Here is a 12,351-nt window from a genome sequence, read left to right on the forward strand (position 1 = left end):
GGTGCCGCCGCCGCGACGGGCGCGGGCGCGGCGGCGGCGACGACGGCGGGCGCGGCGCCGGCGCCGCGCATCCACTCCTCCATGTCGGTCTTCAGGTTCTCCGACCGCGTTCCGAAGATCGCCTGCACGTTGCTCCCCACGCGCAGCACCCCCGAGGCGCCCAGCGAGCGGAGCACCGCGTCGTTGGCGCGCGCCGGGTCGTTCACCTCGACGCGCAGGCGCGTGATGCAGGCGTCCAGCGCGCGGATGTTCCCCGCCCCGCCGAACGCCTCGACCAGCCGCGGCGCCATCCCGCCGGCCGCGGCGCCCGGCAGCGGGTCGCGCGCGCCCGGGATCTGCCCGCCCTCGCCGGCCATCGCCTCGGGCGTCACCGTGTCGCCGGGCACCCCCTCCTCGATCTCGCGCCCCGGCGTCTTGAGGTTGAGGCGCGTGATCATGCCGCGGAACAACCCGTAGTACAGCAGCGCCCACACGGGGCCGAGCCAGAGGAACCAGAGCCCGCGCGTCGAGTTCGGGAAGAGCACCACGAAGTCGATCAGCCCGTTCGAGAACGTCGTCCCGTGGCGGATGCCGAGCAGCACGCACACCAGGTAGGCGACGCCGGCGAGCACCGCGTGCGCGGCGTACAGCACCGGCGCCACGAACAGGAACGCGAACTCGATCGGCTCGGTGATCCCCGTGAGGAACGACGTCAGCGCGGCCGAGATCATGATGCCGCCGATGCGCTTCCGGTTCTCGGGACGCGCCGTGTGCCACATCGCCAGCGCCGCCGCCGGGAGCCCCCACATCTTGAACAGGTAGCCCCCCGCGAGGTAGCCGGCCGTCGGGTCGCCGGCGGCGTAGCGCGGGATCTCGCCCCGGTAGATCTGCCCCGTGATCGGGTGGATGTACTCGCCGATCTGGTTCTGGAACGGCACGTTCCAGATGTGGTGCAGCCCGAACGGGATCAGCGACCGCTCGACCACGCCGTAGATCGAGAACGCCGCGGCCGGGTTGCCGTTCGCCGCCCAGTGCGAGAAGGCGTCGATCCCGCGCCCGACCGGCGGCCACACCAGGCTCAGCGCGATGCCGAGGAAGATCGCGCCCACCGCCGTCAGCAGCGGCACCGAGCGCTTGCCGGCGAAGAAGCCGAGGTACGGCGGGAGCTGGATCCGGTAGAAGCGGTTGAACAGCGCCGCCGCCAGCGCGCCGACGATGATCCCGCCGAGGACGCCCGTCTCGATCGACGGCATCCCCATGATCGGCTTCGGCTCGTAGCCGACGAACGGCGCCATCACGCCCATCGTCGCCGTCATCACCGCGAAGCCGACGACGGCCGCCAGCGCCGCCACGCCGTCGTTGGCGGTGAGCCCGAGCGCGACGCCGATCGCGAAGATCAGCGCGAGGTTGCCGAACACCGCGCCGCCGGCCTGCGCCATCACGTTGGCGACCGCCGGCGACAGCTCCTGCATGAACTTCGCGCTCCCCACGCCGAGCAGGATGCCGGCGGCCGGCAGCACGGCCACGGGGAGCATGAGCGCCTTGCCGATCTTCTGCAGGACGCCGAAGGCGCGCTTCACCACGTTCATGGGCTCTCGTCTCCGTTGGTCAGCCGTGACGCTCTGCCACGAGCCGGCGCACCGCCGCCCCGTCCTCCGCCGCCAGCGCGAGCCGCGCCGTCTCCTCGCACTGCGCGCGCGAGAGCCCGCGCACCCGCGCCTTCACCGCCGGGACCAGCGGCACGTCGGCGCTCAGCTCGTCCACCCCGAGCCCGACCAGCACCGGCACCGCCGTCGGGTCGCCGGCCAGCGCGCCGCACACCCCCACCCAGCGGCCGTGCGCGTGCGCCCCGCGCACCGTCATCTCGATCAGCCGCAGCACCGAGGGGTGCAGCGCGTCGACCTGCGGCGCCAGCCGCGGGTTGGTGCGGTCCATCGCCAGCGTGTACTGGGTCAGGTCGTTCGTGCCGATCGAGAGGAAGTCGGCCTCGCGCGCGAACTGGTCGGCCAGCAGCGCCGCCGCCGCCGTCTCGACCATGATCCCGGTCTGGATCGCCGGCAGCCCGAGCGACTCGCGCTCGCGCTCCACGATCGCGCGGCACGCGCGCCACTCGGCGAGCGTCGCGATCATCGGGAACATCACCGCCACCCTCCCGGCCGGCGACGCGCGCAGGATCGCGCGCACCTGGGCGCGGAACAGCTCCGGGCGCGTCAGCGTCAGCCGCACCCCGCGCTCGCCGAGGAACGGGTTCGCCTCGGGGTCCATCGGCACGTACGGGAGCGGCTTGTCCCCGCCCACGTCGAGCGTGCGGATCACCAGCAGCCGCTCCTTCCCGAGCGCGCGCGCCGCCCGCTCGTACAGCGCGGTCTGCTCGTCCTCGTCGGGTGCCGAGCGGCGCTCCAGGAAGACGAACTCGGAGCGGAGCAGCCCCACCCCCTCGCCGCCGACCTCGAGGACGCGCTCGGCATCGGCGACGTCGCCGATGTTGGCCGCCACCTCCACGCGGTGCCCGTCGGTCGTCGTCGCGGGCTGCTGCGCGCTCGCCAGCTGCTCGGCGCGCGTCCGCTCGGCGGCCTCGCGGCGGCGGCGGATCTCCGCCTCCTCCTCCGCGCTCGGCGCCGGCTTCAGGACCCCCGTGTCGCCGTCGAGCACCACGCGGGTGCCGGGCGCCAGGTCGAGCACGCGCGGGTCGATCCCCGCCACCGCCGGGATGCCGAGCCCGCGCGCCAGGATGGCGACGTGCGAGGTGGCGCTCCCCATCGTCGTGCAGAAGCCGCGCACGCGCGTGCGGTCGAGCGACGTCGCGTCGGACGGCGTGAGGTCCTCGGCGACCACGATCGAGTCGACGGGGACCACGGGCGTCGGCGCGGGGCCCTTCACCAGCAGGTGCAGCACGCGGCGCCCGGCGTCGCGCAGGTCGGTGGCGCGCGCGGCCAGCATCGGGTTCTTGAGCGCCGCCATCGCCTCGGCGCGCGCCCGGAACGACTCGCGCCACGCCCAGGCGGCCGAGGCCCCGTCGCGGATCTCGGCGTACGCCCGGTCGAGCAGCTTCGGGTCCTCGAGCAGCGTGCGGTGGGCCTCGAAGATCGCGGCCTGGTCGGCGTCGGCCTCGCGCGTCAGCCGCTCCTGCAGCTCCCGGAGCTGCGCGCCCGCGTCGGCGAGCGCCGCGTCGAGCACGCGCCGCTCGGCGTTCGGGTTCGCGGCGCGCGCCACCTCGACGGTGTCGTCGTGCCGGAACTGGAAGACGTTCCCGACCGCGACCCCCGACGACGCCGACACCCCGCGGAAGACGCCGTCGGCGGGCGGGGTGAGCGCGCGCGGCGGGGCGCCCCCGGCGCGCGCGGCGGCGGCGGTCGCGGCCGCCGGGGGGCCGTGGTCGTGGGCGAGCGTCGTCGTCAGCGTCTCGACCACGGCGTCGACCGCCTCCGCGGCGTCCGGGCCGCGGGCGACGATCGTGACCACGTGGTGCTGCTCGACCTCCAGCTCCATGATGTCCGACGTGCTGCGCAGGTCGGCCTCGCGGCCGTCGCGGACCAGGCGCAGGTCGGCGCGGAAGCGGCGCGCCAGCGTCGCCAGCACCCCCGCGGGGCGCGCGTGCAGCCCCAGCGACGCCGTGATCGGCACCGGCCGCGAGCGCACCTCCTCCCCCTCCATCGGGACCGCCGGCGCCCCGGGGTCGGCCGCGACGGCGACGCGCATCAGCACGTCCCGCCCCGCCGAGAGCACCCCCGGCGCCGCGACCTCGATCGAGGCCACGCGCTCCATGTTGGTGACCAGCACCTGCGTGAGCAGCGAGCGGGCGCGGCGCGCCACCAGGTCGACGTCGAACTCGAGGAGCGGGTCGCCCGCCCGCACCCGGTCGCCGACCTTCACCAGCGCGCGGAACCCCTCGCCGTTCAGCCGGACCGTGTCGACGCCCACGTGCAGGAGGATCTCGAGCCCTGCGGCGCGCAGGATCACCGCGTGCGCGGCCCGGTGCACCACGCGCACCTCGGCGTCGCACGGCGCGAGCAGGCGGTCGCTCAGCGGGTCGAGCGAGGCGCCGTCGCCCGACATGCGCCCGGAGAAGTTCGCGTCGGGCACCTCGTCGAGCGGCACGACCACGCCGGAGAGCGGCGCGAGGAGCGTCAGCATGTCGGCTGGGGAGTACGGTGATGACCCGGCAGCGCGCCGCGGGCCGTGGTCTCGCGCGTCAGGGCCGCTCGCCGCCCGCGCGGAGCGGCCGGAGGACGCGCAGGCGGTCGCCGTTGCGCGCGGCGACCACCAGCGGGTCGCCGTCCGCGCCGCGGATCAGCTTCAGGTCGCGCACCTGCCCTTCAAGCATGATGCCGCTCTCGGCCATGCCCACGGGCGCGAACGCGCCGCCGCCGGTCCCGCGCAGCAGCAGCCCGTCCGAGGCGTCGTGGCGCCCGAGCAGCGGGGGGAAGCCGAAGTCGTTCCCCGCGAGGAGGAGGTCGACCCGCCCGTCGCCGTCGAAGTCGCGCGCCAGCGCCGCGTGCACCGGCGCCGCCTGCGCCGCGGCCGGCAGCGGGCGCAGCGCGAAGCGCCCGTCCGCCCCCTGCAGCGCGACCGACGTCGCGAGCTGCCGCGCCTCCAGCACCGCCGCCGCGCGCAGGTCGTCGCCGAAGATCGCCTCGACCGTCGCGGCGCCGAACGACGCGTAGCTCGGGTAGCGGCTGCGCAGCGGCGGGATCAGGCGCACCAGCTCGTCGCGCCCCGCCAGCGGATAGGCCGTGTCGCCCTTGAAGAAGGTGACGACCTGCTTCACCGCCCCCGTGCCGCCGAAGTCGTGCACGTACATGCGCGCCGGCCGCTCGGCGCTCGCCCGCAGGTACGAGTTGCGCCCGAGGTTGCCGAGCACGAGGTCCTGCCGCCCGTCGCCGTCGAGGTCCGCGACGGTCACGGCGTTCCACCACCCCTCGGTGCCGGCCAGCCCCGACGCCTCGGTGCGGTCGACCAGCCGCTCGCCGTCGGGGGCGAAGACGCGCACCGGCATCCACTCCCCCGCGACCACCAGCGACGGGCGCGCGCCCCCGGGGCGCGGCAGCCACGCGGCGGCGGCCACCATCCCCACGCGACGCAGCTGCGGCGCGACGCGGTCGGTGACGTCGGTGAAGCGCCCCCGCCCGTCGTTCTGCAGCAGGCGGCTGCGCGGGATCGTGCCGTAGGCGCGCGAGACCACGCGCCCGCCGACGAACAGGTCGACGTCGCCGTCGCCGTCGTAGTCCCCCGCGGCCACGCACCCCGAGTTCTCCGCGAACGCGGGGAGCGCGTCGGCCGCCCGCGCGAACGCCCCCTTCCCGTCGTTGAGGTAGAGCCGGTCGCGCAGCGCCTCGGCCTCCCCCCAGAACTCGTTGCCGGCGCTGACGACGTAGAGGTCGAGGTCGCGGTCCCCGTCGGCGTCGAACAGCACCGCGTCCACGTCCTCCGAGAGCGAGTCGGCGGCGATCGCGGGCTGCGGGCGCGCGCGGAAGGTGCCGTCGCGCCGCTGCACGAGCAGCGTCGCCGGCTGCCACTTCCCCCCCCCGACGAACACGTCGTCCAGCCCGTCGCCGTCCACGTCCCCGGTCGCCAGCGCCGGCCCTTCCGCCGACAGGCGGTGCGGCATCAGCGGCTCGCGGTCGTAGTCCTCGAAGGTGTTCTCGACGTGCACGGCCGCGTCGCCCGAGCGCTCGGTGACGTCGGCGAAGAGCGGCTGCGGGGTGACGCGCGGGCGCGCCGGCACGGCCGCCGCGTCGCGCTGGCGGAGCGTGACGCGCTGGTTGGCCGGCACCGCCGTCACCACCTGCACGCGCCGGTCGGGCCACGCCACCACCAGCGAGTCCACGGTCGCCGCCTTGCCGAGCCCGAAGTGCAGCCGCGGCTCGACCGACGACTGGAAGCCGCGCGTCGGCTGCTGCTCGGCGACCTGCGGCACGCCGCCGACCCACGCGGTGACGCGCGCGCCGATCCCCTGCGTGTTGGCGCCCTCCCCCGCCAGCGCCACGGCGAGGTAGCCGTTCCCGTTCACGCGGCGCGCGGCGTTGCGGTAGATCGACGCCGGCTGGCCGAGGCGGCTGACCACCAGGTCGAGCGCGCCGTCGCCGTCGAGGTCCGCGTACGCCGCGCCGTTGGAGAACCCCGCGTCGCCGAGCCCCCACGCCGCCGCCATGTCGGTGAACGCGAGGTCGCCGTCGTTGCGGAAGGCGTGGTTGGGGAGCGGGATCTGCGGCATGCGCCCGAGCAGCGCCAGCTCGCGCTGTCCGATCCCGCGCACCAGCGCCGCCTGGTTGGCGTCGTTGCCGACATAGTTGATGTAGTCCAGGTCGTTCGGCCGCCGGTAGATCCCGTTCGTGATGAACAGGTCGCGGCGCCCGTCGTTGTCGAGGTCCGCGAACAGCGGCGCCCAGCTCCAGTCGGTCGCGTGCACGCCGGCGAGGAAGGCGAGGTCGCCGAAGCGCGGGACGCCCGGCGCGCCGTCGCGGGTGCCGCGGTTCACCTGCAGCGTGTTGCGCGCGTACTGCGGGTGGTAGCCGGCGCGCAGCCGCAGGTTGAACAGGTTGTGCGACTCCGAGCTGGCCGACGTCTTGAGCACGTCCTCGCGCTCGGGGAGCATGTCGGCCACGAACAGGTCGGGGAGCCCGTCGCCGTTCACGTCGGCCGCGTCGACGCCCATCGAGAAGCGGCTGGTGTGCGACGTCGCGCGCGTGGCCACCTCGGCGAAGGTGCCGTCGCAGTTGTTGCGGTAGAGCTGGTCGTTCCCCTGGAAGTCGTTGGCGACGTACAGGTCGGGGCACCCGTCGGCGTCGAAGTCGCTCGCCACCACGCCCAGCCCGTAGCCGTCGATCCCGTCGCGGATCCCGGCGGCCTCGCTCACGTCGACGAACTTCCCGGCATCGTTGCGCAGCAGCCGGTCGGCCGCCGGCGACCGCCCGTCGGCGCGCCCCGCGGTGCCGATCTCGCGCTCGTTGTGCGTCGAGTGGTTCAGCAGGTACGCGTCGAGGTCCCCGTCCAGGTCGTAGTCGAGGAAGAGCGCCTGCGTGCCGTAGCCGGCCTGCGCGAGCCCCGACGCCTCGGTGCGGTCCTCGAACGTCCCGTCGCCGCGGTTGACGTACAGGATGTTGCGCCCGCGCTGCCCGAGGTGCGTGACCGCCGAGACGTAGAGGTCGAGCTTCCCGTCGCCGTTCACGTCGGCCATCGTCGCGCCGGTCGTCCACCCCTCGGAGCCTGCCACCCCCGCCTGCGCCGTGACGTCCTCGAAGCGGAAGCCGCCGAGGTTCCGGTACAGGCGATTGTCGCCGAGGTTCGACGTGAGGTACAGGTCGGGGCGCCCGTCGCCGTCCACGTCCCCCACCGCGACGCCGCCGCCGTTGTAGTAGTACAGGTAGTTCAGGATGTTGAAGTCGGCCGCCTCGGGGAGCCGGTTCTCGAACGTCACCCCGGTCGCGGCGGGTGTCAGCTTCTCGAACAGCGGCGGCCCCGCCGGCGCCTTGGACTCCGCGGGCGCGCAGGCCGACAGGAGCACTACATGAGACAGGATTAACAGGAAACCAGGGGAGAGACTCGAGACCGAAGTCCTTCCCCCGGTTTCCTGTGAATCATGTCGAAGGCTCTTGAAGAGCATCACCGCGTCGCGACCGCCGCCTCGCGCGTCTTCACCTTCGCGACCACCAGCTCGCCGATCTGCTTCCCCTGCACTGCGCCCTGCTCGATCGCGCGGCGGTAGTGGATCCCGCCGTACAGCCGGCTGATCGCCGCCTCGGCGGCCGCCTGGCGGAACGAGGTGAACGAGCGCACCGGCAGCCCGTACTCCACCTCGGTCGAGTCGGCGTACGCGAAGCCGTCCCCGTACTCGTCGGTCAGCACCTCGGCGGCCGCCGTCGAGATCACGCTGTGCCCGCTCGTGTACTCGGGGAACGGGGGCGTCTGGAGCAGCGGCTCCCACCGCTCGTCGATCAGCTGGTTGATCACCGTCTCGGGGCGGACCACCGCGCTGCGGTACTTCTCCTCCCACCCGGCGATGAAGCCGTCGGCCAGCGCGAGCGCGGTGCGCACGTACGCCGAGGCGGCGCGCGGGGCGTCGGCGTCGGCCTTGCGCGACGCGATCCCGACGATGCTCATCCAGTGGCCGCCCGGCGTCATCTTCTTGAGGGCGAACATCGTGTGCCCCTGCACCTGCATGACGTACGGGTTGCAGTCCCAGAAGGCGGTGATCTCCTTCTGCTCCGGCGTCAGCGCCAGCCGCACGTCGTGCACCTCGCGCGCCTCGCGCATGAACGGCGACGCCGCGGCGGTGTCGTACGGGTGCGGCGGGAGGGGGCGGAACCGCGTCGCCGTGTCCATCACGAAGGTGCGCAGCATCCCCCAGTTGGGCTCGACCGCGTCCATGTACGCGGGCGGCGTCGGGACCCAGCGGCCCGCGGCGGCGGTGACCGAGAACTTCGGGTAGCCGCGGCTCTGCTTGAACCGGTCCTGCCCGGCCCACGCCAGCACGTGCTCGGCGACCTTCTCGCCGTACGCGACCGAGCGCGCGACCACCGGCGCCGACAGCCCGCGCGCGCGGTACGCGTCGTCGAGCGCCGCGCGCAGCGAGTCCATGCGCGCCCGCGAGAAGGTCAGCGCGCGCCCCACCGACATGAAGGCGTGCACCCCGGCCAGCGGGAGCGACACCTCCCCCGAGTCGGGGGCCGGCACCGGCGTCAGCCCGTTCAGCTGCCCGGCCAGCGTGCGGTAGCCGGGCTGCCCCTGCCGCAGCACCTCGTACGCCGCCACGGTGCTGTAGGCGTAGACGCGGCTCGCCTGCGGCGGGCTGAAGATGTCGTACACGATCACGTCGGTGAGCTGCTTCACCGCGTCGTGCAGCAGCTCGGCGTCGGTGCGCGCGCGCGGCGCGTCGGCCTGCGCGGGGCGGCACCCCTGCAGCGCCTGGACGGCGGGGACCGCGGCGAGCGCGAGGGCGAGGAGGCGGGAGGAGGGCCGCATGGGAGGCACCGCGGGGGTCACGGGCGCGGCGCGACGGCGACCGTCGCGCGCTGGGAGCGGGGGGTCGGGCGGAAGACGAGCGGGCGGTCGCCGTTGCGCAGGACGACGTAGCGCACGCCGCCCGGGGTGCGCAGGCGCTGGATGTCGCGCACCTGCCCCTGCACGCGGAACCCGCTCTCGGCCGCCGGCACCGGCGCGAAGCCGTCGCCCGTGCCGCGCAGCAGCAGCCCGTAGCTCGCGCCGAGCCGCCCGATCTCGGGCTTCACGCCGTCGAAGTTGCCGCCGAGCAGCAGGTCGGTGCGCCCGTCGCCGTCCACGTCGTCGGCGAGGATGCCGTAGACGGGCGCCAGCTGCGCCTCGCGCGGCAGCGGGACGAGGGTGAACTTCCCGCCCCCGTCGTTGCGCACCAGCGTCGTCGCGAACGTCTCGGCGCGGTGCACCGCCGCGCCCTGCATCGCCTCGGCGGGGAACACGTCGGCCATCGTGCGCCGCGCGTAGTCCTTGTAGTTGAGGAAGCGCGCCTTCAGCGGCGGGATCGACTTGATCAGGTCGTCCCGCAGCGGCAGCGGGTAGCTCTTCCCCTGCCGGTAGGTGGCGAGCACCTGCTCCGCGAAGCCGTTGCCGTCGAAGTCCTTCACCGTCATCGTCACCGGCTCGGCGGGCGTCGCCTGCAGGCGCGCGTTGAGGCCGAGGTTCCCGACCACGAAGTCGACGCGCCCGTCGCCCGTGAAGTCGCCGGCGACGATGCGGTTCCACCAGCCGTGCGACTGCGCGAGCGCCGGCACCGCGAGCGGCGCCAGCCGCCCGCCGCCGGCGTTGCGGAAGACGGTGACCGGCATCCACTCGCCGACCAGCACCAGGTCCGCGCGCCCGTCGCCGTCGACGTCCTTCCACACGCCGTCGGTGACCATGCCGACCGACGCGAGCTGCGGGGCCAGCTCGGGGGCGACGTCGGCGAAGCGCCCGCGCCCGTCGTTGCGCAGCAGCATCGAGCGCGGCGCGACGACGCCGTACTTCCACGGCACCACGCGCCCGCCGACGAACAGGTCGAGGTCCCCGTCGCCGTCGTAGTCGAACGGGAGCACGCGCGAGCCGCTGGCGTACTCGGTGGGCACCGCGCCGGCCGGCGCCTTCGTGAAGCGCCCGCGCCCGTCGTTGAGGTACAGCCGGTCCTGCAGCGCCGGGGCGAGGTCGGAGTACTCGCTCCCCCCGCTCACCACGTACAGGTCGCGGTCCCCGTCGCCGTCGGCGTCGAACAGCGCGGCGCCCAGGTCCTCGGAGAGCGAGTCGGCGGCGAGGGCGGGCTGGGGCGACGCGCGCAGGCGGCCGGCCGCGTCCTGCAGCAGCACGGCCGACGGCTGGTCCTTGGCCCCGCCGACGAAGGCGTCCTCGCGCCCGTCGCCGTCCACGTCGCCGAGCGCCATGTACGGCCCCTCGGTCGACAGCAGCTTGGGGATCAGCCGCTCGCGGTCGAAGTCGACGAAGTCGTTCTCGCGGTGCACGAACTCCACCGCCGCGTCGTCCCCCGCCTCGGCGAGCAGCGCGCGCGCCGGGACGCCTCGCGCGGCGGGGGTCGCCGGCGCGGGAGCGGCGTCGGCCTGCCGCAGCGCGAGGAGCCCGCCGGCCGCGACGTCGCGGCGCACCGTCGTGCGCCCGTCGGGCCACGCCACCGTCACCGAGTCGGCCGTCGCGTCGGCGCCGAGGCCGAACGACAGCACGTAGTCGACGCTCGACTGGAAGCCGCGCGCCGGGTAGAGCTCCTGCATCGCCTGCGCCGGGCGCGCGCCGCCGTGCCACACCGTGACGCGCGCGCCGACGGCGAGGCGGTTCTGCCCCTCCCCCTCGAGCGCGACGCGCAGCGGCTTCCGCTCGGGGTGGAGCGCGCGCGCGTTGTTGCGGTAGACGAACGCCTCCTGGTGGACGTTGTTCACCACCAGGTCGAGCGCGCCGTCGCCGTCGAGGTCCCCGTAGGCCGCGCCGTTCGAGAGGTTGGGCGTGTCGAGCCCCCACGCCTTCGACGCGTTCTCGAACGTCAGGTCGCCGCGGTTGCGGAACGCGTAGTCCGGCAGCGGCGCCGAGTCCATCGCCGCGATCAGCTTCATGTAGTCGACGCGGCGGCCCTTGGTCGCGTCGGCCATCGTCTCGCGGTCGGCGAGGAAGGCGATGTAGTCCTGATCCGTGACGTCGCGCAGCAGCCCGTTGGTCACGAACACGTCCTTCAGCCCGTCGAGGTCGAGGTCCGCGATCAGGGCGCTCCAGCTCCAGTCGGTGCGGTCCACCCCGGCCAGCTGCCCGACGTCGCTGAAGGTGCCGTCGCCGTTGTTCCGCTGGAGCATGTTGCGCATCGACTGGTGGTGGTAGCCGTTGCGCAGCTTCGTCTGGTAGACGTCCCACCCCTCGTACGCCGCCGCCGCCTTGAGGCGGTACTCGTCCTCGGGGAGCATGTCGGTGGTGTAGACGTCGGGCCACCCGTCGTTGTCGACGTCGCCGATGTCGAGCCCCATCGAGTAGTAGCTCATCACCGGCATCTCGCGGTCGCCGACCTCCGCGAACGTCCCGTCCCCCCTGTTCAGGTACAGGTAGTCGCGCTCGAAGAAGTCGTTGGCGACGTACACGTCGGGGAGCCCGTCGCGGTTCACGTCGCCCGTCGCGAGCCCGAGCCCGAAGCCGATCTCGCTGCCGTGGATCCCCGCCCGCTCGCTGACGTCGACGAACCTGCGTCCTGAGCCGTCAGGCGAAGGATCGTTGCGGAAGAACTTGTGGCCGCCGTTCGCGTCGCGGACGTGGCGCGTGTTGCGCATCCCGAACGACGTGACGGGGCGCGGCGAGTTGTTGATCAGGAAGAGGTCGAGGTCCCCGTCGCGGTCCGCGTCGAAGAACGCGGCGTGCGTCGCGTACCCCTCGTCGGCGAGGCCGAACTCGCGCGCCCGCTCGCGGAGGCGCGGGACGCCGTCCGGCCCCGGCCCCTCGTTCACCCACAGCTGGTTGGCCCGCTCGGCGGGCGTGCCGTTGCCGGCCTTGCTCAGGAAGACGTCGAGCCGCCCGTCGCCGTTCACGTCGGCCAGCGTCACCCCGGTCGTCCACCCGCCGGCGGTGAGCCCGGCGGCGCGGGTGACGTCGCGGAACTGGAACTTGCCGCCGTTGAGGTAGAGCTTCGGCCCGCCCTGGTTGGCGGTGAGCACCAGCTCGGGGAGCCCGTCGCCGGTGAGGTCGCCGATCCCCACCCCGCCGCCGTTGTAGAAGTTGCGGTAGGTGAAGACGTTGAACTCGGGCGTGTCGGCCAGCCGGTTCACGAAGCGCACCCCCGTGTACGACGAGGGGAGGCGGGTGAACAGGCGGCCGTCGGCGGCCGGGGCCTCGCCGCGCGCGGCCGGCGGCGGGTCGTCGCCGGCGGGCGGCTCGCCGCGCACG

5 protein-coding genes are annotated in these 12,351 nt (G+C 74.3%); all 5 read right to left on the reverse strand.

Translation table 11 applies throughout. The features are described 5' to 3' along the window. The coding region (gene ptsG, locus PYV61_RS12030) for a PTS glucose transporter subunit IIBC (protein WP_345785235.1) at positions 1 to 1,562 on the reverse strand (1,562 nt) is incomplete at its 3' end. Between the two features lie 25 nt (positions 1,563 to 1,587). Then, positions 1,588 to 4,113 carry a phosphoenolpyruvate--protein phosphotransferase gene (ptsP, locus tag PYV61_RS12035; protein WP_275831769.1) on the reverse strand — a complete coding sequence of 842 codons (2,526 nt, stop codon included), beginning with the start codon at positions 4,111 to 4,113 and terminating at the stop codon, positions 1,588 to 1,590. Positions 4,114 to 4,171: 58 nt separating this feature from the next. Beyond that, on the reverse strand, positions 4,172 to 7,483 hold the full coding sequence (locus PYV61_RS12040; protein ID WP_275831771.1) for a CRTAC1 family protein: 3,312 nt from the start codon (positions 7,481 to 7,483) through the stop codon (positions 4,172 to 4,174). A gap of 98 nt (positions 7,484 to 7,581) precedes the next feature. Continuing rightward, entirely contained in the window at positions 7,582 to 8,940 is a 1,359-nt protein-coding gene (locus PYV61_RS12045) for a vanadium-dependent haloperoxidase (RefSeq protein ID WP_275831774.1), read from the reverse strand. 17 nt (positions 8,941 to 8,957) lie between these two features. Beyond that, on the reverse strand, positions 8,958 to 12,351 hold a 3,394-nt coding region (locus tag PYV61_RS12050; protein WP_275831777.1), incomplete at its 5' end, for a VCBS repeat-containing protein.

Source organism: Roseisolibacter sp. H3M3-2 (assembly GCF_029211165.1).
Taxonomy (GTDB): domain Bacteria; phylum Gemmatimonadota; class Gemmatimonadetes; order Gemmatimonadales; family Gemmatimonadaceae; genus Roseisolibacter.